Source organism: Methylobacterium sp. C25 (assembly GCF_021352225.1).
Taxonomy (GTDB): domain Bacteria; phylum Pseudomonadota; class Alphaproteobacteria; order Rhizobiales; family Beijerinckiaceae; genus Methylobacterium.
The window spans coordinates 658,074-685,051 of the sequence record NZ_JAAUVI010000001.1; the positions used below are offsets into that span (position 1 = coordinate 658,074).

At 66.6% G+C, this 26,978-nt stretch carries 17 protein-coding genes; 11 read left to right on the top strand and 6 right to left on the bottom strand.

Annotation, left to right across the window (positions count from 1 at the left end; genetic code table 11):
- Positions 1-46: 46 nt before the first annotated feature.
- From HCU64_RS03145 to HCU64_RS03175, 7 genes are all read left to right on the top strand, one after another.
- Positions 47-1,600 carry a caspase family protein gene (locus tag HCU64_RS03145; RefSeq protein WP_233382317.1) on the top strand — a complete coding sequence of 518 codons (1,554 nt, stop codon included), beginning with the start codon at positions 47-49 and terminating at the stop codon, positions 1,598-1,600.
- Positions 1,597-2,343, top strand: coding sequence for an N-acetylmuramoyl-L-alanine amidase (locus HCU64_RS03150; protein WP_233382318.1), 747 nt, complete (start codon positions 1,597-1,599; stop codon positions 2,341-2,343). Before HCU64_RS03145 ends, HCU64_RS03150 begins: the two co-directional genes overlap by 4 nt.
- A 74-nt stretch (positions 2,344-2,417) precedes the next feature.
- Positions 2,418-3,428, top strand: coding sequence for an ArsR/SmtB family transcription factor (locus HCU64_RS03155; protein ID WP_233382319.1), 1,011 nt, complete (start codon positions 2,418-2,420; stop codon positions 3,426-3,428).
- A gap of 51 nt (positions 3,429-3,479) precedes the next feature.
- Positions 3,480-4,400 (top strand): methylenetetrahydrofolate reductase [NAD(P)H], encoded by a 921-nt coding sequence (metF, locus tag HCU64_RS03160; protein ID WP_233382320.1) that lies wholly within the window; start codon positions 3,480-3,482, stop codon positions 4,398-4,400.
- 136 nt (positions 4,401-4,536) lie between these two features.
- Positions 4,537-8,289, top strand: coding sequence for a methionine synthase (metH, locus tag HCU64_RS03165; protein ID WP_233382321.1), 3,753 nt, complete (start codon positions 4,537-4,539; stop codon positions 8,287-8,289).
- A gap of 262 nt (positions 8,290-8,551) precedes the next feature.
- Positions 8,552-10,363 carry an AsmA family protein gene (locus HCU64_RS03170; RefSeq protein ID WP_233382322.1) on the top strand — a complete coding sequence of 604 codons (1,812 nt, stop codon included), beginning with the start codon at positions 8,552-8,554 and terminating at the stop codon, positions 10,361-10,363.
- Between the two features lie 33 nt (positions 10,364-10,396).
- On the top strand, positions 10,397-11,317 hold the full coding sequence (locus HCU64_RS03175; protein ID WP_233382323.1) for an efflux RND transporter periplasmic adaptor subunit: 921 nt from the start codon (positions 10,397-10,399) through the stop codon (positions 11,315-11,317).
- Positions 11,318-11,374: 57 nt separating this feature from the next.
- On the opposite strand, the gene HCU64_RS03180 is transcribed toward HCU64_RS03175, so the two are convergent.
- A complete protein-coding gene (locus HCU64_RS03180) occupies positions 11,375-11,746 on the bottom strand; it encodes a plastocyanin/azurin family copper-binding protein (protein ID WP_233382324.1) in 372 nt (123 codons plus the stop codon).
- 20 nt (positions 11,747-11,766) lie between these two features.
- Positions 11,767-11,967, bottom strand: coding sequence for a hypothetical protein (locus tag HCU64_RS03185; protein ID WP_233382325.1), 201 nt, complete (start codon positions 11,965-11,967; stop codon positions 11,767-11,769).
- Between the two features lie 371 nt (positions 11,968-12,338).
- On the opposite strand from HCU64_RS03185, the gene HCU64_RS25400 reads away from it, so the two are divergent.
- Complete coding sequence (locus HCU64_RS25400) at positions 12,339-13,919, top strand: ankyrin repeat domain-containing protein (RefSeq protein WP_233382326.1); 1,581 nt, start codon at positions 12,339-12,341, stop codon at positions 13,917-13,919.
- Here HCU64_RS25400 and HCU64_RS03195 read toward each other — a convergent pair.
- The 4 genes from HCU64_RS03195 to HCU64_RS25200 form a co-directional block, all read right to left on the bottom strand.
- On the bottom strand, positions 13,886-17,044 hold the full coding sequence (locus HCU64_RS03195; RefSeq protein WP_233382327.1) for an efflux RND transporter permease subunit: 3,159 nt from the start codon (positions 17,042-17,044) through the stop codon (positions 13,886-13,888). The genes HCU64_RS25400 and HCU64_RS03195 overlap by 34 nt on opposite strands.
- A 60-nt stretch (positions 17,045-17,104) precedes the next feature.
- On the bottom strand, positions 17,105-18,064 hold the full coding sequence (locus HCU64_RS03200; RefSeq protein WP_233382328.1) for an efflux RND transporter periplasmic adaptor subunit: 960 nt from the start codon (positions 18,062-18,064) through the stop codon (positions 17,105-17,107).
- Positions 18,065-18,144: 80 nt separating this feature from the next.
- Positions 18,145-18,849 carry an OmpA family protein gene (locus tag HCU64_RS03205; protein WP_233382329.1) on the bottom strand — a complete coding sequence of 235 codons (705 nt, stop codon included), beginning with the start codon at positions 18,847-18,849 and terminating at the stop codon, positions 18,145-18,147.
- A 151-nt stretch (positions 18,850-19,000) separates the two neighbouring features.
- Complete coding sequence (locus HCU64_RS25200; protein ID WP_267922109.1) at positions 19,001-20,722, bottom strand: caspase family protein; 1,722 nt, start codon at positions 20,720-20,722, stop codon at positions 19,001-19,003.
- A gap of 256 nt (positions 20,723-20,978) precedes the next feature.
- On the opposite strand from HCU64_RS25200, the gene ahcY reads away from it, so the two are divergent.
- The 3 genes from ahcY to tsaE all read left to right on the top strand — a co-directional run bounded on the left by ahcY (position 20,979) and on the right by tsaE (position 26,966).
- Positions 20,979-22,385, top strand: a complete 1,407-nt coding sequence (gene ahcY / locus HCU64_RS03220) for an adenosylhomocysteinase (protein WP_233382330.1) — start codon at positions 20,979-20,981, stop codon at positions 22,383-22,385.
- Positions 22,386-22,752: 367 nt separating this feature from the next.
- A complete protein-coding gene (locus tag HCU64_RS03225) occupies positions 22,753-25,266 on the top strand; it encodes a sensor histidine kinase (RefSeq protein ID WP_233382898.1) in 2,514 nt (837 codons plus the stop codon).
- A 107-nt stretch (positions 25,267-25,373) separates the two neighbouring features.
- Entirely contained in the window at positions 25,374-26,966 is a 1,593-nt protein-coding gene (gene tsaE / locus HCU64_RS03230; RefSeq protein ID WP_233382331.1) for a tRNA (adenosine(37)-N6)-threonylcarbamoyltransferase complex ATPase subunit type 1 TsaE, read from the top strand.
- Positions 26,967-26,978: the final 12 nt, after the last annotated feature.

The window sequence follows — 26,978 nt, forward strand, 5'->3', positions numbered from 1 at the left end:
CGCCACGCCTTAAACGGGATTTGTCGAAACGGACGGACGATCCTGCATGCAAAGGGGCCGGTACGCGATCGCAGCTTTGCTGAGCGTCTGCCTGTTTGCCGTCGTCGGGGCCTCCTCCGCCTGGGCCGAGGGAAAGCGCGCTTTCGTCGTCGGCCTCAACGCCTATCCCAATCTCGGCCCTGATGCTCAATTGCAGCGTGCGGGGAACGACGCCCAGGCGGTCGGCGATGCTCTGGAGCAGATCGGCTTCACGGTTACCCGCTTCACGCAGAAGGCAGATCTCGCTCCGCTCCTGTCGAGCTTCGGCCAGTTCGTCAGCACGGTGAATCCCGGCGACACCGTGGTCTTCTTCTTCGCCGGCCACGGCATCTCGCTGGACGACGGCACCTATCTGCTGCCCTCCGACGTGCCGGCCCTTAAGCCGACCGACGAACTGCTCGCCAAGCGCGCCACTATCGCCGAGCGCGAGATCAGCGGCCAGCTGCGCGGCACCGGCGCACGTGCTGCCCTCGTCGTCCTCGATGCCTGCCGCAACAACCCGTTTCCGCCTCGTGGCACGCGCGCGCTCGGCAATTCGACGCGGGGCCTCACCCGCATGACCCCGGCCGACGGCGTCTTCACCCTGTACTCCGCCCGCGAGGGTCAGACGGCCCTCGACAGCATCGCAGGCGATGACAACCGCAACTCCGTCTTCACGCGCATCTTCGTGCAGACCTTGAGAAAGCCCGGCGTCAGCATCTCGGAATTGGGCGAGACCGTGCGCGACGACGTCGCGATGCTGGCGCGCTCGGCCGGCCACGACCAGGTGCCGGCCGTCTACAATGATCTGATCGGCGCGCGGAAACTCTACCTCGCCGGCGCGCCCCCGACGCCGGCCACCGTGCCCCCGCAGGCCCCAGCGACTGCCCCCGTTGCAGCACCTGTGGCGGCTACCCAGCAAGTCGCCGCTTTGCCACCGGCCCAGCCGCCGGCTCAGACTGTGGTGCAGAGGCCGGTCGAACCCGAACCCGTCGTCGGGCCGATGCCGGATTGGTGCACGCGTGGCGGCCCCGGCACACGGATCGAGCGCATCATCTGCGCCGATCCGCGTCTCGGCGGCTCGGACGTGAAGCTCAACCAGGTCTACGTTGCACGGGCGGCGAAGCTCACCGGGCCGACGCGCCTGCGATTCATCCAGGACAGCCGGGACTGGATCCGCGAACGAGACGCGCGCTGCGCCGCCGGAACCGATGCGGCCATCCGCACCTGCCTGCTCGCAGCCATCGAGGAACGCACCGACGCCCTGTCCGCGCCAGACCGGCCAACGGCAGCGGAGATCGCGGTCGAGCGGCCGGAATGGTGCCTCGGCAACACGCCGAAGAATCAGATCGAGCGCATCATCTGCTCCGATCCAGAACTGTCACGCTGGGATGTGCGGCTGAACCGTCTCTACAACGGCACTGTCGCGCGGCTGAACGGTCAGGCCCGTCTTCGCTTCGTCCGCGAAAGTCGCGAGTGGCTTCTCGATCGCGACGCCAGGTGTGCCGGCTCGCCCGTGAGTGCGATCCGCGGCTGCCTCCTCGCCGCCGTTCAGCAACGTGCCGCGGAGATCGGGCCGTGATCGCCCGGCTCGCAGTATCGGTGCTGATGCTCGGCTTTGCCGCGCTCCACGCCGACGCTGCCTGCGAGCGATCGTCCTTCCGCATCATCCTCGATGTCGGCCACAGTCCCGAGTCTCCGGGCGCCAAGAGTGCGCGCGGCGTCGACGAGTACCAATTCAACCTCGCTCTCGCAGCGGTGATCGAGGCGCATCTCCAGCAGCGCGGCTACACTGAAACCACCCGGATGCTGACAGGAGGCGGCAGGGCCGGCCTCGGGAACCGAGCCGCAAAGGCGAATGCGCTGCAACCCGATCTCTTCCTGTCGGTGCACCACGATTCCGTCCAGAAGGCGTTTCTCGAAACCTGGTCGGTGAACGGCTCAGACCAGCAGTACAGCGATCGTTTCAAGGGCTGGTCGTTGTTCGTGTCGCAGGCGAGCGGACACCCGAACGAGAGCGCGGCTTTCGCTCGGATATTGGCCGACAGGCTGCTCGCCTCTGGCCTGCCTTTCACGCGCCATCACGCCCAGGCCATCCGCGGCGAGAACCGCCGCTTCCTCGACGCGTCGCGTGGCATCTATCGCTACGACGCGCTCGCCGTGCTGAAGGCGACGGAGGCACCAGCAGTCCTGATGGAAGCCGGTCTCATCGTGAACCGGGGCGAGGAGGAGCAGCTCGCGGGCGCGGATCGGCAGAATCGGATCGCCTCTGCCGTAACCGATGCGGTGGATGCGTTCTGCGCTTCTACGCGCGGCGCACGATAGCCGGCGCCCGCGCGCGGTCCCACCGCATCCGAAAAGGCTTGCCAAAGGCTCGCATCGAACATAAAGATATCTTTATGTCTGATACGAACCCGATCACGACAGCATCGCTCCCCTTCGCGGACACCGTCGGCATGCTGCGCGCCGTCGCGGAGGAGACGCGTCTGCGCATCCTCGCGCTGCTCGCAGATGGTGAGCTCTCCGTCAGCGACCTCACCGACATTCTCGGCCAGTCGCAACCACGCATCTCCCGCCACCTCAAGCTGCTCGTCGAAGCCGGTTTGGTCGAGCGGCACCGCGAGGGTGCCTGGGCGTTCTTCCGCCTACGGGAGGCGAGCATCGGCCTGATCGATCCCATGATCGCTGGGCTCGACCGCGAGACGCCTCCCCTCTCCGAGGATCGTGCGCGTCTCGATGCCGTCCGCGAGCAGCGCGCGGAGTCAGCCCAGTCCTTCTTCGCGCGGCTGGCCCCGAAATGGGACAGCCTCCGCTCGCTTCACGTACCCGAGGCGACCGTGGAGGCTGCGGTCCTCGACGCCCTTGGCGAGGCGCCGATCCGGAACCTCGTCGATCTCGGCACCGGCACCGGCCGCATGCTCGGTCTGCTCGCACCGCTCTCAGGGCGTGCGACGGGGCTCGACAGCAGCCACGCCATGCTTTCTGTGGCGCGCGCCAACCTCGAACGGGCCGGCCTCTCGAAGGTCGACCTGCGCCAGGGGGACATCCACGCGCCGCCCTTCGGCCGCGGCAGCTTCGATCTCGTCGTGGTGCACCAAGTGCTGCACTATCTCGACGACCCGGCGCGCGCCCTGCGCGAGGCCGGGCGCCTCGTCGCGCCGGGCGGCCGGCTGCTCGTGGTGGATTTTGCCCCGCACAGCCTCGAGCATTTGCGCGAGACACAAGCTCATCGTCGCCTCGGCTTCGCGGCCGATCAGGTCTCGGGTTGGCTCGTCGAGGCCGGGCTCGACCATGTCGAGCACCGCGACATCGCCCCGACCGATGGGACCGAACACCCTCTCACGGTGACGCTCTGGCTCGCCGCCGATACCTCCTCCGTCGCCCTGAATTCCGCACGCGCCGTCGCCTGACCGGCGTGCCCGACAGCCTCGTCTGAACCGATAGACATAGAGGACGACACCATGGCCCCCTCCAAGAGCCACCGCGCCAGCCGGGACGGCTTCAAGCCGATCCGTGTTTCGATCGAGTTCTTCCCGCCGAAGACCGACGAGATGGAGAAGATCCTGTGGTCGTCGATCGAGCGGCTCGCACCGCTGCAGCCGAAGTTCGTCTCAGTGACCTACGGCGCTGGCGGCTCGACCCGCGAGCGCACCCACAACACCGTCGCACGCATGGTAAAGGAGACCAACCTCAAGCCGGCCGCGCACCTCACCTGCGTCAACGCGACGAAGGAGGAGATCGACGGCGTCGTGCAGTCCTACTGGGACGCCGGCGTGCGCCACATCGTGGCGCTGCGCGGTGACCCGGCCGACGGCGTCGGACAGGCCTACAAGGCACATCCCGGCGGCTACGCCCAGTCCAGCGATCTGGTCGCGGGGATCAAGAAGATCGGCGACTTCAAGGTCTCGGTCTCAGCCTACCCTGAAGTGCACCCGGAGGCCGCCTCCCTCGAAGCCGACATCGACGCGCTCAAGGCGAAGGTCGATGCCGGCGCCGACCAGGCGATCACGCAGTTCTTCTTCGATAACGACGTCTATTTCCGCTATCTCGACAAGGTGCGCGCAGCCGGGATCACCATCCCGATCATCCCGGGCATCCTGCCGGTCCAGAACTTCAAGCAGGCGGCGAACTTCGCCCGTCGGACCGGCGCCTCGGTGCCCTACTGGCTCGCCGCCCGTTTCGAGGGCCTCGACGATGACGTCGAGACGCGGCGCCTCGTGGCAGCGGCCGTCGCCGCCGAGCAGGTCGTCGACCTCGTCGATGCGGGGGTCAACGACTTCCACTTCTACTCGATGAACCGCTCCGATCTGGTCTATGCGATCTGCCACATCCTCGGCCTGCGCGGGCACGGCCCGAAGGCGACGGATCGGAAAGCAGCTTGAAGTATCCCCCGTCCTGCCTGGCTCTCGCCTTCGACGAGCCCGGGCGTGACGTGGGTTTGGAAACACGCACTTGAGTTTCGCTGCGGCGCCTCGACATGAGGTGACCGCTGGGATCGACGATCCCGAAGGATATCCAATGACCGACCTGCGTCCTGTCGACGGCATCGAGATTGAAAAGGCCCTGCGTGAGCGCGCGGCCGAGAAAATCCTCGTCCTTGACGGTGCGATGGGCACCGTGATCCAGCGTCTCGGCTACGGCGAGGCGGATTTCCGCGGTGCGCGGTTCATGGACCACGGCCATGACCAAAAGGGCAATAACGACCTCCTGATCCTGACCCAGCCCGACGCGATACGACAGATCCACCTCGACTATTTCCTGGCCGGCGCCGACGTCTGCGAGACCAACACCTTCTCCGGCACCACGATCGCCCAGGCCGATTACGGCATGGAATCGATCATCCACGAACTGAACAAGGAAGGCGCGCGGCTCGCCCGCGAGGCCGCCAAGCTCGCCGAGGAGCAGGACGGCCGCCGCCGCTTCGTCGCCGGCGCCATCGGCCCGACGAACCGCACGCTGTCGATCTCGCCGGACGTGAACAATCCCGGCTACCGCGCCGTGACCTTCGACCAGGTGAAGCAGGCCTATGTCGAGCAGGTCCGCGGCCTGATCGAGGGCGGCGCCGAGCTGATCCTGATCGAGACGATCTTCGACACGCTCAACGCAAAGGCCGCGATCGCCGCCGCCTGGCAGGTCTTCGAGGAGACCGGCGTCAAGCTGCCGATCCAGATCTCTGGCACGATCACCGACCTGTCGGGCCGCACGCTCTCCGGCCAGACGCCGGAGGCCTTCTGGCACTCGCTGCGCCATTCGAGCCCGCTGACCTTCGGCCTCAACTGCGCCCTCGGCGCCAAGGAGATGCGCGGCCACATCGCCGAGCTCTCGCGCATCTGCGACACGCTGGTCTGCGCCTATCCGAACGCCGGCCTGCCGAACGAATTCGGGCTCTACGACGAGAGCCCGGAAGCGATGGGCAAGCTCGTCGGCGAGTTCGCGGCCTCAGGCCTCGTCAACATGGTCGGCGGCTGCTGCGGCACGACCCCCGACCACATCCGCGCCATCGCCCAGGCCGTCGCTGACAAGGCACCGCGAAAAATCCCCGAGCGCGAGCCTCTGATGCGCCTCTCGGGCCTCGAGCCCTTCACGCTCACGAAGGACATCCCTTTCGTGAACGTGGGAGAGCGCACGAACGTCACCGGCTCGGCCAAGTTCCGCAAGCTGATCACCAACGGCGACTATGCGGCCGCCCTCGATGTTGCCCGAGATCAAGTCGCGGCCGGCGCGCAGGTGATCGACGTGAACATGGACGAGGGCCTGCTCGATAGCCAAAAGGCGATGGTCGAGTTCCTCAACCTCGTCGCCGCCGAGCCTGACATCTCGCGCGTGCCGGTGATGGTCGATTCCTCGAAGTTCGAGGTGATCGAGGCCGGCCTCAAGTGCCTGCAGGGCAAACCGATCGTGAACTCGATCTCCATGAAGGAGGGCATCGAGAAGTTCATCCACGACGCCAAGGTCTGTCGCTCCTACGGCGCCGCTGTAGTGGTGATGGCCTTCGACGAGCAGGGCCAGGCCGACTCGTACGAGCGTAAGGTCGAGATCTGTACCAAGGCCTACAAGGTGCTGACCGAACAGGTCGGCTTCCCGCCGGAAGACATCATCTTCGATCCGAACATCTTCGCGGTCGCCACCGGCATCGAGGAGCACAACCCCTACGGTGTGGCCTTCATCGACGCGACGCGCACTATCCGTGAAACCCTGCCGCACGCCCACATCTCGGGCGGCGTCTCGAACCTCAGCTTCGCCTTCCGCGGCAACGAGCCGGTGCGCGAGGCGATGCACGCGGTGTTCCTGTACCACGCCATCAAGGCCGGCATGGACATGGGCATCGTGAATGCCGGCCAGCTCGCCGTCTACGACGAGATCCCGGCCGAGCTACGCGAGCTCTGCGAGGACGTCGTCCTCAACCGCCGCGACGACTCCACCGAGCGCCTGCTGGAGGCCGCCGAGCGCTTCAAGACCGGCGGCGAGGCCAAGGCCAAGACGGCCGATCTCTCCTGGCGCGAGGCGCCGGTCGAGAAGCGCATCGAGCACGCGCTGGTCAACGGCATCACCGAGTACATCATCGCCGACACCGAGGAGGCCCGTCAGGGCGTCGCGCGCCCACTTCACGTCATCGAAGGCCCGCTGATGGCCGGCATGAACGTGGTCGGTGATCTGTTCGGCTCAGGAAAAATGTTTCTGCCGCAGGTGGTGAAGTCTGCCCGCGTGATGAAGCAGGCCGTGGCCTATCTCGAGCCCTTCATGGAGGAGGAGAAGAAGGCCAATGGTGGCGACGGCAAGCGCAAGGCTGCCGGCAAGGTGCTGATGGCGACCGTGAAGGGCGACGTCCACGACATCGGCAAGAATATCGTCGGCGTCGTGCTGGCCTGCAACAACTACGAGATCATCGATCTCGGCGTGATGGTGCCGGCCGCCAAGATCCTCGACGTCGCCAAGAAGGAAGAGGTCGACATCGTCGGCCTGTCCGGCCTGATCACGCCGTCGCTCGACGAGATGGTGCATGTCGCCGGCGAGATGGAGCGCGAGGGTTTCGACGTACCGCTTCTGATCGGGGGCGCCACCACCAGCCGCGTCCACACCGCGGTGAAGATCCACCCGGCCTACGAGCGCGGCCAGGCGGTCTACGTCACCGATGCAAGCCGCGCGGTCGGCGTGGTGTCGAGCCTGATCTCCAAGGAGAGCCGCGGCGGCGTCATCGAGAACCTGCGCGCCGAGTACAAGAAGGTCGCGGATGCGCATGCCCGTTCGGAAGCCGACAAGCAGCGCCTGCCGCTGGCCAAGGCCCGCGCCAACGCCTTCAAGATCGACTGGTCCGGCTACTCGGTGAAGAAGCCGTCCTTCACCGATGCGCGGGTGTTCGGTTCCTACGAGGTCGCCGATCTCGTCCCCTACATCGACTGGACGCCGTTCCTGCAGACCTACGAGTTCAAAGGCCGCTATCCGGCGATCCTCGACGATCCGGAGCAGGGCCCGGCCGCGAAGGCCCTGTTCGACGACGCCCAGGCGATGCTCAAGCAGATCGTCGAGGAGCGCTGGTTCAACCCGAAGGCGGTGATCGGCTTCTGGCCGGCCAACACAGTCGGTGACGACATCCAGCTCTACACAGGCGAGAGCCGCGGCGAGGTGCTCGCCACCTTCCATGGCCTGCGCCAGCAGCTCTCGAAACGCGACGGCCGTCCGAACACCTGCCTCTCTGACTTCGTCGCCCCGAAGGACAGCGGCGTGGCCGACTATGTCGGTGGTTTCGTCGTGACAGCCGGCCTCGAAGAGGTGCGCATCGCCGAAAAATTCGAGCGGGCGAACGACGACTATCGTTCGATCCTGGTGAAGGCCCTAGCCGATCGCATCGCCGAGGCCTTCGCGGAGCGGATGCACGAGCGCGTGCGCAAGGAGTTCTGGGGTTACGCCGCCGACGAAGCCGTATCGATTGAGGATCTCGTCCACGAGAAATACGACGGTATTCGCCCGGCGCCCGGCTACCCGGCCCAGCCCGACCACACCGAGAAGGTCACGCTGTTCGATCTGCTCAAGGCCGAGCGCCGCATCGGCGTGAAGCTCACCGAGTCCTACGCGATGTGGCCAGGCTCCTCGGTCTCCGGGCTGTATATCGGCCACCCGCAATCGCACTATTTCGGTGTGGCCAAGGTGGAGCGGGACCAGGTCGAGGACTACGCCCAGCGCAAGGCGATGGACATTCGTGAGGTCGAGCGCTGGCTTGGGCCGATCCTCAACTACGATCCGGCAAGCTATCTGGCGGCGGCGGCAGAATAGTCTGGCCGCCTGCCGACTATGAGTTCGTCAGGTTACATCAGCGACTGCTCCCGACGTCTGGGAATGTGCACCGGCTCCGAATTCGGAGCCGGCGCTCATCCGCATCGATGATGCTCGGCCACGGCACTGGCGTGGATCAACTCGAACGACAGATGCGAAACGTCACCCGGCTGCGACCAGGCGGGTAGCGGGGTCTCGACAAAAGCACCGTGCCGATGGGAGACCAGGGCATGCCCGTGCCTCTGACCTCGGCGAGCATTGCATGAGACTTCGCGGCCTCGCCATTGCCGGACTGGCTCTGATCGTCGTTGCCGTGACGGCAGTGGTGGTCTGGCCCTCGATCGCCGAGACCGCGCGCCGACGCGTAGCCGACCGGCTGCGCGATGAGACCGGCCAGGATTGGCGCGTCGAAGGCGTCGGCCTGACCTTCTCACCGATGCCGCAGATCGTCCTTCGCAACCTTGCTTTCGGCGACGATCGCGAGGGGTCCGAAATCGCCGGCGCGCGGATCCTTGAGCTGCGGCTCGGCAATCCGGTGTCGATGATGCTCGGCTCGGGCAGCAACGGACACGCCGTCGCGCAGGGCGTGAGCATTCGGACGCCCCTCACTGGGAAGTCTGGGACGGCCGGAACGGCCACATCAACGCCGAGCAATGGCAAGGCGGTGAGCGTCGAGATCACCGCGCGAGGCGCCAATGCTGGCCTAGCGGAATCGGGCCGTGCCGCTTTTGCCTCCGCCGAGACCATGGAGGTCGACTTCGATCTCGCTTCGGCAAAGGCAACGAGCGAGATCCGCGCGACCCTGGAACTGCCCCGCACGAGCGCCACGGCGAGCCTCTCCTGGCCAGTCGCCCGCCAGGACAAAGGCGACTTCACCTTCGCCCTCGACCCGCGCGACGCGAAGGCCGTGCGTGTCGCAGCGAGCGGAAAGGCAAGCGTGCGACCGACCGGGTTCTCGCTCGACACCCAAGCTGGGACGATCGATGCCGCGCCGTTCAAGGGCAGCGTCTCCATCGATTGGGACCAGGCCAAGCCTCGGATCAGTCTGGATGCACAACTCGACGCGCTCACACTGATCGACGCGACCAGCGCGACAAAGCTGGAATCTGGGCAGCAGGCCGGGCTCGTCGTGCCGGTAACCCCGGACACCATCCCGGACGTGCGTTGGTTCTCGGGCATCGATGCGACGGGCAAGGTCAGTATCGCACGCCTCACGCTCGGCCCGACGCGGTTCGATACGGTCACACTGACGGGCACAGTAAAGAACAACGGGCTCGATGCGGCTTTCACCGCCGCCTCTGGCTACGGTGGCAGCGCGCGGGGCCGCTACGTGCTTTCGCCCGAGGCGGAGAGTGTAGGTCGGCACCAATTCGCCGTCTCGCTCAGCAAGATGCAGGTGCTCCCACTCCTGTCCGATGCCTTCGGAGTGCGCGGCATCGACGGCAGCGGCACCCTGCGCGTCGATCTCCAGGCCACGGGCACGGAAGTCGATGCCGTGCGTCGCTCGCTCAAGGGCTCAGCCAACCTGTCGGTGACGGATGGCAAGATCGATGGGCTCGACCTCGCCGGGGCGATCGGCTTGCTTCCCTCAAAGAATGGTCGAAACGGCGCGCTGGCCACACGGCTCGGCCGGCTCGCCGGCAATTTCAGCATCTCCGAGGGACAGGCCATTTCGAACGACCTTGCGGTGAAGACCTCGCTGATCGAGGCGACCGGCATCGGCAGCATCGATCTGATCGCCCGCACCCTCGATGTGCGGCTGAAGCCGCAGGTCGTCGCCTCGGGCGCGAGGCAGCAGGGAAACCGCAACCCGCTCGACGTGCCCGTCCACATCGTCGGCCCCTGGGCCAACCCCGCCGTCTCTGCGGATTTCTCCGGCATCGCCGAAAATCCCGAGGGCGCCATGCAGTCGCTCCAGGATCTCGGCTCCAGCATCATCGGCGAAAAGGGCACGAAGGATATCGGCGATGCGCTGGGCGGTCTGCTCGACGGTCTCCTCGGAAAATCGGACCGTGGATCGCCCCTGCGCCCCCGCTCGCGGTCTCTCGACGACGACCCCGACTCCGCACGATGATGCCGGCCCAAGCGCGGCCATGAGGGCGGCCCGATGATCCCACGACGCGAGATGGTCTGGCCGAGCGCCCGCCTCTGGAGCGCGCTGGTGCTCGCGGCTGTATTGCCTTGCAGCCCGGGTCTCGCGGCGGACGAGCCCTCGGCCCGGCCGGTGGAGATGTCGGTCAGCGTGCGGCCGGTGCAGAAGCGCTGCTTTCGAGACCGGATCGAGGTCACCGGCACCCTCGTCGCCCGCGAGATCGTCGATATCGGCGCGGAGCAGGAGGGGACGCGTGTCACCCAAGTCCTGGCCCAGCCCCTCGACGAGGTAGCCTTGGGCCAGGTGCTTGCGCGGGTCGCGCAGCCGAGCGACGCGGCCAACGCACCCGGTCTGGCGGTGCGGGCGCCTATCGCAGGCTTCATCGTGCGAAGCATCGCGACGGCGGGGGGCCCGGTCTCGTTGAGACTCGGTCCGCTCTTCCGCATCGCGGCCAATGGCGAAATCGACCTCGATGCCAATGTCGCTATCGACGATCTCGCCAGGCTCAAGGTTGGGCAGGCCGCAACGGTGACGCCGCTCGGCCTCGCGCCGATCACCGGAAAGACGCGCCGGGTTGATCAGGCGACCGATCCCGCCACGCAGCTCGGCACGGTGCGGATCGGTCTCGGCTCGGGCCAGGATCTGCGCATCGGAACCTTCGCGCGCGGCATCGTCGACGTCGGCGAGAGCTGCGGGCTCTCGGTGCCATTCTCGGCGGTGACCTTTGAGCCGGAAGGCACCATCGTCCACGTCGTCGCGCGAGATCGCATCGAGGCGCGCCAGGTCGCCATTGGTCTCACCAACGGTGAAGACGCCGAGATTCGCTCCGGGCTCGGCGAGAACGATCTTGTCCTGACGCGAGCCGGGGCCTTCGTGCGCGAGGGCGACAGGGTCAACCCGGTTGTGCTGGGCGATGAGGTAAGGGCCGAACGCTAGTCGCTCGCCTCTTCCAATCCTGGCTGATCGTCTCGACCAGCCAGGACCGAAGCCAGCCTACTCCACCGTCACTTCGCCCTTCATGGCGATGGAATGCGGAGTGCAGATGTACTTGTAGCTGCCGGGCTCGTTGAATTTCAGGGCGTATGACTCGTCCTTGTTCAGCATCGGGCCCTGAGCCTTGTCCCAGCCCTTGGCCGGCCCGCCGCGAAGCTGAACGTTGTGAGCGACTTCGTCTTCGTTCTTCCAGCGGACGATGCTGCCGGCCTTCACCTTTATGGTCGCGGGACCATAAGCCATGTCCTTGATGCTGATATTCGTGACCTCACCGCTGGCAGCGCTGGGATTTTCGACAATTTCGACTGGCGCAGCCTGTGCAACTGCAGATGAAAACACAGTCAGACACGCAACCAAAACAATTGAACGCATTTTTCTTCACCATCCACGATTTATTTGTAGTGACGAGACGCCGGTGCTTCGATCTCCCCGAGCGCAATCCGGCTCACGGAGCCGAGGCTCTTCTTGAGCCAGCCGGGGCGAAGGGCACTTTCGGCGGAGGTCGCAGCGTTCCAGGCCAAGACGATGCCGGCTGCCAGAATGGGCAGCATCAGGAGCGCATCGAGCGCAAAGAAGATGTCATTCCAAGACATATTTGACCACGAGACAAATCCCGGCTGGAAGTGCGCGCTCGTGAGTGATCGATAATAAGCAAGAAAGCAAATCTTTTATTTGGTATTTATATCTATTACAATGAGCCTCACTCAAAAACTCTTTGCGCCCGGGATTAATCTGATCTTGAGAACGTAACTATTGAGCGACCCGACGTGGATAGCCTCCGCTCCCGAAGTCTGCCTGCCTTGGGCTTGCCCCTAGCATACGGCGCTCGTACTCTGGCCACGGCGCTCCGAGGCGCCGCCGGACCCGCGGAAAAGGTTCAACCTGCTCGGACGATCGATGCGTCGACGCTCTGCCCCTGTGCAGCCGGATTGCGGGTCTTCGGCCCTCTGCACATGGAGGCACCGTGAAGACCCTTCCTGCATCACCCGATCTCGCGCACCTGAAGAAGCAGGCGAAAGTGCTTCTGCGCGATGCCCTGGCCGGCGATCCATTGGCGCTGCGGCGCTTCGTCGAGACGCTACCGGCGGCCCGTGGCCTGGCCGCCGCCGCCCTCGCCGATTACGCGCTCAAGCTCCACGATGCGCAATCCGTCGTGGCGCGCGAGTTTGGCTTCGCTTCCTGGAGCGAGTTGAAGCGGCTCGTCGAGTGGAAGCGCAGCGAGGCGGCCAAGCGCATCGAAACCTGGCTGAGCTGGGTATTGGACGGCAATGCCGGCATCCGAGGATTGGCGATCCGGATGCTGCGCGAGGAGCCTGGGCTGCTCGCTGGCGACCCTTGGCTCGCCTGCGCGATCGGCGACGCGCCTCGCATCCGGAGTGCCCTCGCCGCAGACCCGGATTGGGTGCACCGCCCCGGCGGCCCTTCGGGCATGACGCCGCTCATCGCCGTCACCCATTCTCGGCTGATCCTCGAAGACGCCTTTACGGGCGGCCTCCTCGCGAGCGCCGAATTGCTGCTGCGCGCCGGCGCAGATCCCAACGCAACATGGATCGACCCACGCTCTCCCGACTCGCCGCTCTCCGCGCTCTACGGTGCGGCCGGCCGGACGCATCATCCAAGCATGATGCAGTTGCTGCTCGATGCGGGAGCGAAGACGGATGACGGCGAGTCGCTCTACCATTCGGTGGAGAGCCGCGATCTCGCCTGCACCCGGCTCCTTCTCGAAGCCGGCGCACGCGTGACCCGCACCAACGCGATCGGTCGTGTGCTCGATTTCGACCGGCTCGATGGACTGCTGCTTCTCCTTTCGCATGGCGGCGACGCGAGCGAGCGACCCTGGATTCATCACGCCATCCTGCGCGGTCGCTCGCTGGCGCATATCCGCGCCCTGCTCGACCACGGGGCCGATCCGCACGCCGTAGACGCGCAGGGCGTCAGCCTGTTTCGCTGGGCGCTCATTCATGGCCGCGAGGATGTCGTCAGGCTGCTGCGCGAGAAAGGTGTCGACGAGCCTCTGAGCGAGGAGGACGCGTTCGTCGCTGCCTGCACCCAGGGCGACGAGACTTCGGCGCGCCGGCTTCTGGATCGCGTGCCGGATATTCTTGCCCGGCTCAGTCCGGTTCAGCTCGAAGTGATGCCGCAACTGGCCGATACCGGCGAGCTGGATGCTGTACGCACCATGCTCACCCTCGGCTGGCCGCGCGAGGTCAAGACGGCCTGGGACACGACGGCCCTGAACCTCGCGATCTTCCGCGGCGATGCGGCGATGACGCGGCTGCTTCTGGATCATGGTGCCGATTGGCGCACGCGGCATGGCTTCGGCGACATCTCGCTCGGGACGCTGTCCTTCGCCTCGCGCTTCGGCGAGACCGACGATGCGGCGCCGCGCGATTATGTCGGCTGCGCCGAGGCGCTGGTCGCGGCTGGCGTACCGCTCACCGAGTTCGAGCGCTACGGCCTCCCGGAGGACGTTACCGCCTTCCTAGAGGAATGCCGATCGGCAACCGGCGGTCAGCGCGCCGGTCCGGAGGAGCCGACGGCCTGAGGCACCGCACCCGGTGACGGGTTCGCGGACTCGGCAGTTGCCTCGCCTGGGCCCGCTGGCTTCTTACGTCGCTCGAACAGGGAGGCGAGCCTGCGGAAGGCCGCCCCCGATCCGCCGGACAATTTCATCATCACCACGAAGACCGCCGGCACGAAGACCAGCGACAGCAGCGTCGACAGAATCAGGCCGCCGATCACCGCGATGGCCATGGGCGAGCGGAACTCGCCCCCGATGCCGAAGGCCAGCGCCGAAGGCAGCATCCCGGCCACCATCGCGATGGTGGTCATCACGATCGGCCGCGCCCGCTTCTGCCCGGCATCGATGATGGCGGCGTCGCGCGGCATGCCGTGGCGGATCGATTCCACGGCAAAGTCGACGAGCATGATCGCATTCTTGGTGACGATGCCCATCAGCATGAGGATGCCGATGGAGACCGGCGTCGTGAGCTGCTTGCCCGTGATCATCAGCGCGATCACCGCGCCGCCCAGCGAGAGCGGCAGCGAGAACAGGATGGTGAGCGGCAGCAGGAACGAGCCGAACAGCAGCACCAGCACCGCATAGACCATCATCAGGCCGGCCGAGATCGCGTGGGTGAAGCCCTCGGAGAGCTCGTTCAGGCTCTCGGCATCGCCCGATTGGCTCACGGTGACGCCCTTCGGCAGCGACTTCATCACCGGCAACGTGTCGATCGACTTCAGCACGTCGCCGAGGGCGGCCATGCCGACGAGGTCGCAGGCGACCGTCGCCTGACGCTCGCGGTCGTAGCGGCCGATGTTCGAGGGTCCCTGCTGGAAATCGAGATCGGCGATGGCTGAGAGGGGGATCGAGCCGCCGCCACCCTTGGGCACACGCAATTGCTCGAGGATGTGGCGGTTGGCGCGGGCTTTGTCGTCGAGCTGCACCCGGATCGGCACCAGCCGGTCGCCGGCATCGAATTTCGCGAGTGCCGGCCCGACATCGCCGATCGTGGCGACGCGGATCGTCTCGGCGAGGATGGTCGGCGAGACGCCGAGGCGCGCGGCGAGGTCGAGGCGTGGGCGGATCTGAAGCTCCGGCCGGTCGAGCGTGGTGCCGGAGATGACGTTCGCCACCGTCGGCAGGCGACGCATCTGGCCAGCCAACTCGTTGGCGACGTTCGCGACGATGCGTGGATCGGGGCCGCGCACCACGAGAGAGATCGCGCGCAGGCCGTTCTCGTCGACGAAGTAGAAGCGGATGTCAGGCACCTGCCGCAGGCGCTTGCCGATCTCGCGCTGCAACTCGACCTGCGTGATCGAGCGATCGGCCTTCGGCGTGTAGTTGATGATCAACGAGGCGCGGCGGAACTCCACGGGCTCCTTCGGCACGCGCCCGCCATCGACGAAGACGCTGCGGACTTCGGGCAGCCCGCGGATCACCGAAACGACCTGCTCGGTGGTCTTCTCGGTGTCGGAGAGCTGGGCGCCCGGCGGCAGCTCCAGCGCCATCACCGAGCGCGCGGTATCCTGAGCCGGCAAAAACCCTTTCGAGAGCAGCCCGACGCTGGCAATCGAGGCGGCAAAGAAGGCGAGGCCGATCAGCACGGTGACGAAGGACCACTCAACCGAGAGCGTCACGAGCTTCGTATAGGCGCGCAGCACCGGCCCTGGCGGCTTCTCCTCGGCCTGATGCGGCTTCATCAGGTAGGCAGCGAGCATCGGCGTGACGAAGCGCGCGGCGATCAGCGAGAAGAACACCTGCACCGCAACGGTGATGCCGAACTGCTTGAAGAACTGGCCGGCGATGCCAGACATGAAGCTCGCCGGGGCGAAGATCGCGATGATGGTCAGCGAGATCGCCACGACGGCGAGGCCGATTTCGTCGGCGGCATCCATGGCCGCCCGAACCGGGTTCTTCCCCATCCGCATGTGGCGGACGATGTTCTCGATCTCGACGATGGAATCGTCGACGAGGATGCCGGTCGAGAGCGTGATCGCCAGGAAGCTGATCAGGTTCAGCGAGAAGCCGAGCATGTCCATCGCCCAGAAGGCGGGGAAGATCGACAGGGGCAGCGAGACGGCGACGATCACCGTGGCGCGCAGGTCCCGCAGGAACAGGAAAACGATGACGACGGCGAGGATCGCGCCCTCGAACAGCGTGTGGATCGCCGCCTCATAGTTGCCGACCGTGAAATCGACCGAGGTGTCGATCAGCGTCAGTTCGTAGTCAGGGTTCTCGGCCTTGATCTCCTTGATGCGCTTGGCAACGGCATTGGCGACGACCACATCGCTGGCGCCTTGTGCCCGTTTGATGCCGACCGCCACTGTCGGCTCGCCATTATGCCGGGCGAAGGTGCGCCGGTCGGCGATGCCGTCGGTGACCATGCCGAGATCCTGTAGCCGGACCTCGCCGCCGCCCGGCAACGTGATCATGGTGCCAGCGAGCTCTTCGAGCGTCTTGGCCGAGGCGAGAGTGCGGATCGCCTGGTCGCGGCCGCCGATCTCGGCCCGGCCGCCGGTGACGGTGATGTTGGTGCCGTAGAGGCGCCGGCTGACATCGGCCGCGGTCAGCCCGAAGGCCTGGAGCCGGTCGGGGTCGAGGGCAACCCGGATCTCGCGTTCGACGCCGCCAATCACCTCGACCTGTGCCACGCCCTTCACGTCCTGGAGGGAGCGCTTGACGGTGTTCTCCATGAACCAGGAGATCTGCTCCTGGCTCTTGCCCTGGGCGGAAGCCGCGTAGGTGACGATCGGCAGGCCGACGACGTCGACGCGCTGGATCAACGGCTCCTGCACGCTGCGCGGCAAGTTCGCCCGGATGCGCGTCACCGCATCCTTGACGTCGTTCAGCGCCCGGTCGGTATTAGTCTCCAGGCGGAAGGCGATGGTGGTGATAGAGAGGCCGTCGGTCACGGAGGATGCGATGTGGCGCACGCCCTCGACGCCGGAGACGCCGTCCTCGACGGTCTTGGTGACCTGAGCCTCGATCTCGGCCGGCGCTGCACCGAATTGCGAGACCACCACGGAGACGAGGGGGATGTCGGCGCTCGGCAGCCGGGTCACCGGCAGCCGCATGAAGCTCGTCCAGCCGAGGATGAGCAGGATGATCGAGAAGACGACCGATGGCAGGGGGCGCTTGATCGCAAGCGCCGAGATGTTGAGCGACATCAGATCACGACATGCGCGAACGGAGGAGGTGATCGGACGCAGTCATGCGCAAGCCCATGTCTATCGTGATGCTCCGCCGGTACCCTCAAGGATCAACGAGCGCACCTTGTCGCCGGGGCGCAGGTCGTTGCCGGAATTGGCGACGATGGGCTCGCCTTCGCTGAGCCCGTCGCTGATGCGGATGGTGTTCTCGTCGAAGAGCCCGGTGCGGACGCTGCGTGTCTCGACCGCTGTCCCGTTCAAGACCTGAACAGTCGCCTCGCCGTTGCGATAGCTCACCGCCGTACGCGGCACCGACAGGCCGCAATCGCGAGCCGTCTCGAGTATGGCGCTCGCGAACTGGCCTGGGCGCAGGGCGGTAGCCGGCTCGATCGAGAGACGGGCGCGGCCAAGCTGGGTCGACGGATCGACCTCGGTCGCCGGAACGCGCACAGTGCCGGCCGCCTCGCGGCCGTCCTCGGTGAGGATGCGGGCCGCCAGACCAGTGCGGATCTTGGTGACGAACAGGCTCGGCACGTCGACGAGAAGATCAATGCCGGCATCGGCCATGATCCGCACCTGCGGCTCCGGCGGCTGGCCCGAGGCACTGGGAGCCGCCGAGGGCAAGCTCGTAACCATTCCGACGCGCACGTTCAGCTTGGTGACCCGGCCGGCGATCGGCGCGCGCAGGCTATAGCTCGGCGGAAGCGCCTGAGCCGGCGGCACCGGCCGCCCCGCATCGGCCCCGAGTCGCGTTGCGCGCAAGAGCTCCTGCCCGGCGCTAACCGTGTCGCCCTCGCCGACCAGGATCTCGGAGATGCGGTAGCCTTCGAGCGGCACGCTGGCGCCGCTCTCCTCGCGGGCGAGCGCGAAGCCGCTGATGCGGACCTGCTCCTTCAGGCAGGCAGCGCCCGCGCGTACGCCGACGACGCTGGTGCCCTCGGGCGTGCTCTCGGCCCGAACAGGCGTCACGAGGCAGGCGAGGATCGACGTGACCCCAAGGAGGTCACGAAATCGGCGCCCGATCGAATCCTCGCGCATGCCCCCGCTGCTCCGTCTCGGCCATTTTCGGGCCGTCCATGGGTATCGTTTGTGCCGCCGGGCATGCCGGAGGCATGGGATCAGCGCTCGGCGGTCTTGACCTGAAGCATGTTCACGGCCTGGACGCGGCGGTTTTCGCGCCCGAAGGGATCATCCGCGTTCTTGAGGTGCGACTTGCCGTAGCCGACGCCGATCAACGTGTCGGCCGGGATGCGGTAGGCCTGGACGAGGTAACGCTTCACGGCATCGGCGCGACGCTCGGAAAGCTTTTGGTTCGGATCCTCGCCGCCCTTCGCGTCGGTATGGCCACCGATCATGAAGGTCTGGCCGCGAAGCTCGGGGCTGGAAAGCGCCTTGCCGAGTTTATCGGCGGTCGCGAGGGCTTCGCCGCGCAGCACGTCGGAGTTGAAGTCGAATTCCATGACGAGGTCGATCGCCGGCTTGTCGGCAGCGACACTGTCGAGTTTCGCCCGATCACCCAGGGTCAGCGAGCGCGTCGGCTTCCCGCGCAGGGAATCGACGAAAGCCTTGTCGGGGCTGATCGCGGCAGCCTGGGTCGGACCACCCAGCGTCAGGCCGCGCGTCTTCGGCGGCGGCATCAGTGCACGCACGATCTGCTGCTCCGTCACCTCCTGGGCGCCGGCCGATTGGGACAAAGCGACCAATGCCAGGGCACCAAATCCGATCACCCGGCGGACCGCTCGTGCAGAGCTCACCATCAGAGCCTCCCATGACAGGGCGTAGAGGTCGATACCTGCGACATCCTGCGCCTCGGTTGTCTTCACACGACGCGGCGCGCCGATCAACGATGTGATGACAGGCGACCCACAGATCAGCCGTGCGCCGCAGCACGTAACGATAGAACATCCCAGTCTTCGGGCGCCGTGCAGGCCAAAGGCTGCTGTTCTCCTCGATCGATCCGTCCGCTACCCCAGTTCAGCGCAGCCCGTAGCCGGCGAATTCTTCGCCGATGCCGGAATTGAGCTGCAGAGCGCCTGCAAAGTCCTTCTCGGCCTGCCCAGTCAGGCCGAGCCGCCGCTTGGCGATTCCCCGTCCATACAGCGACGAGCTGTGGGCCGGGTCTAGCCTAAGTGCGGCGTCGTAATCGGCGACGGCGGCACGAAAGCGGCTCGCCTTGAGGTTCACGAAGCCACGGCTGTCGAGGGCATCGACGTAGTTCGGGCGCAGCTTCAGCGCCTGATCGCAATCGGCACGGGCGCGGTCGAGCGCGCCGGCTACGGCTTGCATCCAGCAGCGGTTGTTGAAGGCATCCGGATTGTTGGGATTCATCCGGATCGACTGGTCAAAATCGGCGATCGCCGGCGCCGTTTCCCCACGTTGGGCATAAAACTGGCCGCGCTCGTAATAGGCCTGCTCGTCCCGCGGGTTGATCTTGATCCGCTCGTCAAGCGCCGCCTTACGTGTGCTTTCTGCGGGCGTGTAGGTCTGCGGCTGCGTGGGCTGCGGCAGAGCGGCCGCCTCGAGTTTCGCGATCTCGGCGCGCGCCTGGGCAGCCAGGGATCCGTCAGGGTGGCGCTCGAGGAAGTCCTGGTATGCCTCCCGCGAGCCGATGGCCTTCGCATCTTCGAATTCGCGCAAGGTCGTCGCCTCGCTCGCCGCCGGCGCATCCGGCTCTTTCGCGGCCGTCTGGACTGGTTGCGAGGGTTTGGGGTCTGACGACGTGGCTTTCGGCTCGACGGCAGGAGCAGAGTCCGCGGCAGCCGGAGAGAGCGGAGGATCGCTCGGGTCTGGTGGCAAGTCGAGCTTCGTCACCGGCGCTTCCGGCTTGGGCTTGGGCTCGGGCTTCGTTTCGACGGGGACGGGCTTGGTCGGCAGCTGCGGCGCCTTGTTTTCGACCATAACCGGCGGCTTCGCCACAGCCGGCTTCACCCAGCTCTGATCGAAGGAGAAGGGGTCTTCGAGCCCCGAGACCAGGGCGGGCACCTGCTGCCCCTTGCTCGCCTTGGACAGGGCATCGCGCGTGGCGCCGAACGCCTGCTCGGCGCTGATCCCCGGCAGCGCAATCTGCTTGACGAGCTCCGTGGCGAACAGCCCTCTGCTGGCCGTCGTCTCGTTGACGACGCTTCCGGCGGCCGCCGAGTAGAGCACCAGCGAGCCCGGCTGCGCCGCGGCCGATGCCAGCCCGGTCGAGAAACTGCGATAGCGGCGTTCGAACGGGTTGCGGCGCGAGGCATCGAGCACCAGCACCCGGCTGGTCGCGCCGCGCTTGGCCGCATCAGCCATCAGGGCATCGACGCCGATCGCCTCCTCCAGCACGTTCGGCTCGCTCCAAATCTTCGCATCGATCGGGATCAGGTAGTTCTTGCGAGCGACCTGGATGGCGTAACCGCTGTAGAAAATCAGCGCCGTCGAACCCGGCTCGATCCGGCGCAGGAAGCCTTCGATCGCACTCAGGAAGCGGTCTTTGGTGAGGTTGGTCGCGACCTCCACCGCAAATCCGCGTCGCGTCAGTTCGTCTGACAGGGCAGCCGCATCATTCTTCGGCGTCGGCAATTCGGCGTCGCTGTCGGGATAATCGGCATTGGCGATCAGCAATGCGACCCGGCCCGAGGCGGCCTGAGCGGGAGCCGGCGGACCGAATAGGGTGAGCGCCGCGAGGCACGACAGCGAGACCGCAAGGATTGAAAGAATACGCATCCAGTCCTCGTCAGACTCGGCGTTGCGGTGATAGCGGCCGGCGCAAGCTCTCTGCAAGAGTGCGTGGCCTTTTCGTCAATCGCCTGTGGCTGCGCCCTGAGACGGCCGCCGGATCGCCCGGTGGGGCCTTCGCCGTACCCAGATCAGCAGACAGCTTCGAACTTATATAAAGACATCTTTATGTCTTGATTGATTCCCAGTTGGCAGCCTGCTAGGGACAGCGCAGACCGCCGGCACAGCAAAAGGATTGAGACGCATGGCTGCCGCCACCGATTACATCGTCAAGGACATCGCTCTGGCCGATTACGGCCGCAAGGAAATCTCCATCGCTGAGACGGAGATGCCGGGCCTCATGGCCACCCGTGAGGAGTACGGCGCGTCGCAGCCGCTCAAGGGCGCCAAGATCGCCGGCTCGCTGCACATGACCATCCAGACCGCGGTGCTGATCGAGACGCTCAAGGCTCTCGGCGCCGACATCCGCTGGGTCTCCTGCAACATCTACTCGACGCAGGACCACGCCGCCGCCGCCATCGCGGCCGCCGGCATCCCGGTCTTCGCCGTGAAGGGCGAGACCCTGGAGGATTACTGGAACTACACCGCCAAGCTGTTCGACTGGCATGACGGCGGCATGCCGAACATGATCCTCGACGACGGCGGCGACGCCACGATGTTCGTGCATCTCGGCCTGCGCGCCGAGAACGGCGACACCGCCTTCCTCGACAAGCCGGGCTCCGAGGAAGAGGAGGTGTTCTTCGCCCTCCTCAAGAAGAAGCTCGCAGAGAAGCCGAAGGGCTGGTTTGCCGGCCTCGCCGACGCGATCCGCGGCGTCTCCGAGGAGACCACCACGGGCGTTCACCGCCTCTACAACCTCGCCAAGGAGGGCAAGCTGCTCTTCCCGGCGATCAACGTGAACGACTCCGTCACCAAGTCGAAGTTCGACAACCTCTACGGCTGCAAGGAGTCGCTGGTCGACGGCATCCGCCGCGGCACCGACGTGATGATGGCCGGCAAGGTCGCCATGGTCGCGGGCTTTGGCGACGTGGGCAAGGGCTCGGCGGCTTCGCTGCGCAATGCCGGCTGCCGCGTGCTGGTCTCGGAGATCGATCCGATCTGCGCGCTCCAGGCCGCCATGGAAGGCTACGAGGTCGTGACGATGGAAGACGCGGCTCCGCGCGCCGACATCTTCGTCACCGCCACCGGCAACAAGGACATCATCACGATCGATCACATGCGCGCCATGAAGGACCGCGCGATCGTCTGCAACATCGGCCACTTCGACAACGAGATTCAGGTCGCCGGCCTGAAGAACCTCAAGTGGTCGAACATCAAGCCGCAGGTCGACGAGATCACCTTCGCCGACGGCCACCGCATCATCCTGCTGTCGGAAGGCCGCCTGGTGAACCTCGGCAACGCCACCGGCCACCCGTCCTTCGTGATGTCGGCCTCCTTCACCAACCAGACCCTCGCCCAGATCGAACTCTGGACGAATCCGGGCAAGTACGAGAAGCAGGTCTACACGCTGCCCAAGAGCCTCGACGAAAAGGTGGCCAAGCTTCACCTCGAGAAGATCGGCGTGAAGCTCTCGAAGCTTCGGCCTGATCAGGCGGCCTATATCGGCGTCAGCGAGAGCGGTCCGTTTAAGCCCGAGCACTACCGTTACTGATCTTTCGCCTTCGGCGCGAACCCGCCGAAGACTTGACGACGACTGGAAAGCCCGGCCTTGCGCCGGGCTTTTCCTGTTTCGTTCCCAGTCAAAAACCGACTCACCAACGTGAGCCGAAGTCAAGGTCGGTTTTTCTGACTGTGTCTTTTCTGCGCCCAACGTCGCTGGCGTGAGTTGCACGCCGAATTCCCCCTTCCGGCGCGATTCGGCACCGAGATATGGTGAACCGATTCTCAGGTGAGGGTGCTTCGCGTTCGGCCGTTGCCGGGAGCGGATCGGCAGCGATTGCCAGCCGGGATGCTCGATGGAGCGCCCCGGCTGCACCCCGTCGGCGGTCCGCCGGCGGGTCTTGGAGACGGTGGGGGTCATGGGGCTTGAACGGGCGGCGCGCAGCCTGACGCGCGCCGGCGCTCTGTGTGTGGTCTTTGCCTGGGCGCCGTGCACGGCGACCGCGCAAGACACCGTGGCGCCGGCCGGTCCGCTGATGCACGCCATGCCGGCGCATAGTGCCACCGTTCTCGCCGTTCTCGTCGGACTGACGGCCTTCGCGACCATCCTCTCACTGCTCTACCTGCGCGAGCGCTCCGGCTGGAACCGCCGCGAGCGCGCCCTCCAGAGCGCGCTCATTGCCCTGCAGGGCGCCGACGACCGGGCAGAGTTGCTGCTCAACGCCGACAGCCAGGTCATCATCGCCTGGGCAGGTCGCAGCGAGCCAACCATCGAAGGCGATCCGAGCTTTGCGCTGGACGGCACGCATCTCGGTGCCGTGGCGCAGGCCCATTCCGCGAGCCGGCGCATCCTCGCCTTCAACACGTGGCTCCTGCAATCCGACGCGGCCGCGCTGGAGGCCGAGATCGAGACGCTGTGCCGGCGCGGCACCGGCTTTCGTCGGACCCTGCGCACGCAATCGGGTCGCTTCGTCGAGGCGCATGGTCAGGCGGTGAGTGGCCGTGCGCTCCTGCGGCTGCGCGAGACCACCGGCGAGCACCGGGCGCTGATCGAGGCCCGTGCCAGCATCAGCGCTGCCGCGGACGAGATCCTCGCCCTGCACAGCCTGCTCGACGCGATCCCACAGCCGGTCTGGCATCGCGACCGCGCCGGCGCGCTGGCTTTCGTCAACACCGCCTATGTCTCGGCAGTCGAGGGCGGCAGCCGCGAGGCGGTGCTGCAGGCCGCCACCGAACTGCTCGACCGCAGCGCCCGAGAGAGGGTCGCGCGCGAGGAGACTGGGCTCGAAGGCGCCTCGCAGGCCCTGCGGTTATCCGCCGTCGTCGCGGGAGCGCGTCGTATCCTCGACGTCAGCGAGAGCACTGCCGAGGATGGCCGCGTTGGTATCGCCGTCGACGTGACCGACCTAGAGAGTGTGAAGGCCGACCACCAGCGCCAGATGGCGGCGCATGTCCGCACCCTGGACCGGCTGCCGACGGCGGTGGCGATGTTCGATCAGGCCCAGCGGCTGATCTTCCACAACGCGGCCTACCAGAAGCTCTGGGACCTCGATCCGGCCTTCCTCGACGGCCGACCGCTCGATGGCGAGATCCTCGATCGCCTTCGCGTGATGCGAAAGCTGCCGGAGCAGGCCGATTTCCGGAGCTGGAAGGCCGAAGTTCTCGGCGCCTACCGCGCCGTCGAGGCCACCGAAGGCCCGTGGTATCTGCCCGACGGCCGCACGCTGAACGTCATCGCCGATCCGAACCCGCAGGGCGGCCTGACCTACCTGTTCCAGGACGTCTCCGAGAACCTGATGCTCGAATCCCGCTACTCGGCGGCGATGAAAGAGCAGGCCGAGACCCTCGACACACTCAAGGAGCCGGTGGCCCTGTTCGGTGCCGATGGTCGCCTCAGGATCGCGAACCAAGCCTTCCGGGCGGTCTGGCGTGTCAACGAAGCCTCCGTGCAGGAACATCCCCGAATCGATGCGGTGATCGCAGCTTGCCGCACGCTCTCGCCCGACCCCGAACCATGGATGGCGATCCGCGGCATCGTCACGGGCCTGAGCGAGACCCGCTCGGGCCTGTCGTGCCGTCTGGAGGTGCTGGACGGCTCGGTGCTCGACTGTACCGCCCAGCCTCTGCCGGCCGGAGCGACGCTGCTGACCTTCATCGACGTCACCGCCAGCGTGAACGTGGAACGCGCGCTGACCGAGAAGAACGATGCGCTGGAGCGGGCAGCGCAGCTGCGCGACACCTTCGTCCACCACGTCTCCTACGAGCTGCGGTCTCCGCTGACCAACATCATCGGCTTCACCGAACTCCTGGGCGACGAGACCGTCGGGCCGCTGAACGGCCGCCAGCGCGAATATGCCGATCATATCCGGGGCTCGTCCTCGGCGCTGCTCGCCATCATCAACGACATCCTCGACCTCGCATCGATCGACGCGCACTCGCTGGCACTCCAGCGCGAAACGGTGGACGTGCGCTCGACGATCGAGGCGGCGGCGCGGGGTGTCGAGGACCGGCTCAAGGAATCGAACGTCGCCCTCGATCTCGACGTGCCGGGCAATGTCGGCAGCTTCCCGGCAGATGCCAAGCGGGTGCGCCAGATCCTGTTCAACCTGCTCTCCAACGCGGTGGGCTTCTCGCGCGCCGGCCAGCGGGTACAGGTCGAGGCGCGACGCACCTCCGACGAGCTGGTGCTCAAGGTGATCGACCAGGGCCGCGGCATCCCGGCCGACGTGATCGCTCGGGTGTTCGACCGGTTCGAGAGCCACACGCTGGGCACCAAGCACCGCGGCGTCGGCCTTGGACTCTCGATCGTGCGCTCCTTCGTCGAGCTGCATGGCGGCCGTGTCGCCATCGAGTCGACGCTGGGGGCCGGCACTTGCGTCACCTGCGTCTTCCCCTTGGAGACACCGGAGGGCAACCGCAACGCTGCGGAATAGGGCCGAAGGCTCCCGGAACAAAGCTGTTTTGGTCTAAGGTTGCACCCGGACACGTTGACCTTCGCGCATGGCCGATCCACGCGGGGGACCGGGCGGAGGAGAATGCGGTGAACGAGGATCGGGACAGCCGGCACGCGGCGGAGACCACGACGGAGGCGCTGAAGCCCTGGGAGATCGTGCTGCCCGAAGAGGGCGCCACCGAGGATCTCGGGGCCTTCCTCGCCGGCATGCTCGTGCCGGGCGACCTCGTGGCGCTGTCCGGCGGCCTCGGCGGCGGCAAGACCGTGCTCGCACGCGCCATGATCCGCGAGCTGACGCGCGACTACGACCTCGAGGTGCCGAGCCCGACCTTCACGCTGATCCAGCCTTACGAGGCCAAACCCCGCGGGGACCAGCCGGGCGCGCCGATCGTCCATGCCGACCTGTACCGGCTGCGCGGGCCGGACGAGTTGATCGAGCTCGGGTTCGACGAGATCACCGACGGGGCGATCACCCTGGTCGAGTGGCCAGAGCGGATGGAGCCGCGCGCCACGCCGATTCTCACGGTGGAACTGTCGCTCAGGCCGGAATTCGGCGAGGGCGCGCGTTTCGTGCGAATCGACGGGCTCAACGGCATGCGCGCCCGGCTCGACCGTGCCCGCGCGATCCGCGCGTTGCTCGGCCGCAGTGGGTGGGACGAAGCCGGACGCCAGTTCATGCAGGGTGACGCCTCGGCCCGCGCCTACGAGCGGCTGGTGAAGCCGGACGGCACGACCGCCGTGCTGATGATCGCCCCCGCCCGTCCAGACGGGCCTCCGGTGCGCGACGGCAAGCCCTACAGCGCCATCGTGAAGCTCGCCGAGAACGTCGACGCCTTCGTCGCCATGGATCGCGGACTGCGCGCGCTCGGCTTCTCGGCCCCGAAGATCTACGCGGAGGATCGCGAACAGGGCCTGCTGATCATAGAAGACCTCGGCCGCGAGCCGGTCGTCGAAAACGGCGCGCCGCGGCCCGAGCGCTACTCGGAGGCCGTGCGGCTGCTCGCCCGGCTCCACGCCACGGACCTGCCGCCCGTGCTGCCCGTGGCGGACGGCATCGAGCACCATCTGCCGCCCTACGATCTCCAGGCGATGCTGTTCGAAGCCGAGCTGATGCCCGAATGGTACACGGCCCATAAGGGCAGCTCCCTCGACGACGCTGCCCGGAGCGAGTTCCTCGCCCTCTGGACGGACGCGCTGAAGGATCTTCTGGCCGAGCCGCCCACCTGGACGCTTCGCGATTACCACTCACCGAACTTGATCTGGCTCGCGGAACGCGACGGGCTGGAGCGGGTCGGCGTGATCGACTTCCAGGACGCCGTGCTCGGTCATCCGGCCTACGATCTCGCCTCGCTGCTACAGGATGCCCGCGTCGACGCCAGTGCCGATTTCGAACTGCGCCTGCTCGGCCTCTACATCCGCGAGCGCCGTGCCCGCGACCAGAACTTCGACATGCAGGCCTTCGCCCGCGCCTACGCGGTGCTGGCTGCGCAGCGCGCCACGAAGATCCTCGGCATCTTCGCCCGGCTGAACAAGCGCGACGGAAAGCCGGGCTACCTCGCCCACCTGCCGCGGATCGAGGGCTACCTCGCCCGCAACCTCGCCCATCCGGCGCTCGAAAGCCTGCGCACCTGGCACGCGAGGCACCTGCCGGACCTCGTCGCGATGCCGGCCGGCGACTGAGCCCATCAGAGC

Excerpts from the sequence above, each read along its gene's own strand:
- ahcY (WP_233382330.1), top strand. The coding sequence starts at position 20,979 with ATGGCTGCCGCCACCGATTACATCGTCAAGGACATCGCTCTGGCCGAT.
- metF (WP_233382320.1), top strand. The coding sequence starts at position 3,480 with ATGGCCCCCTCCAAGAGCCACCGCGCCAGCCGGGACGGCTTCAAGCCG.
- HCU64_RS03180 (WP_233382324.1), bottom strand. The coding sequence starts at position 11,746 with ATGCGTTCAATTGTTTTGGTTGCGTGTCTGACTGTGTTTTCATCTGCA.
- metH (WP_233382321.1), top strand. The coding sequence starts at position 4,537 with ATGACCGACCTGCGTCCTGTCGACGGCATCGAGATTGAAAAGGCCCTG.
- HCU64_RS03225 (WP_233382898.1), top strand. The coding sequence starts at position 22,753 with ATGGGGCTTGAACGGGCGGCGCGCAGCCTGACGCGCGCCGGCGCTCTG.
- HCU64_RS25200 (WP_267922109.1), bottom strand. The coding sequence starts at position 20,722 with ATGCGTATTCTTTCAATCCTTGCGGTCTCGCTGTCGTGCCTCGCGGCG.
- HCU64_RS03170 (WP_233382322.1), top strand. The coding sequence starts at position 8,552 with ATGAGACTTCGCGGCCTCGCCATTGCCGGACTGGCTCTGATCGTCGTT.
- HCU64_RS03145 (WP_233382317.1), top strand. The coding sequence starts at position 47 with ATGCAAAGGGGCCGGTACGCGATCGCAGCTTTGCTGAGCGTCTGCCTG.
- HCU64_RS03200 (WP_233382328.1), bottom strand. The coding sequence starts at position 18,064 with ATGCGCGAGGATTCGATCGGGCGCCGATTTCGTGACCTCCTTGGGGTC.
- HCU64_RS03175 (WP_233382323.1), top strand. The coding sequence starts at position 10,397 with ATGATCCCACGACGCGAGATGGTCTGGCCGAGCGCCCGCCTCTGGAGC.
- HCU64_RS03155 (WP_233382319.1), top strand. The coding sequence starts at position 2,418 with ATGTCTGATACGAACCCGATCACGACAGCATCGCTCCCCTTCGCGGAC.
- HCU64_RS03195 (WP_233382327.1), bottom strand. The coding sequence starts at position 17,044 with ATGTCGCTCAACATCTCGGCGCTTGCGATCAAGCGCCCCCTGCCATCG.
- HCU64_RS03185 (WP_233382325.1), bottom strand. The coding sequence starts at position 11,967 with ATGTCTTGGAATGACATCTTCTTTGCGCTCGATGCGCTCCTGATGCTG.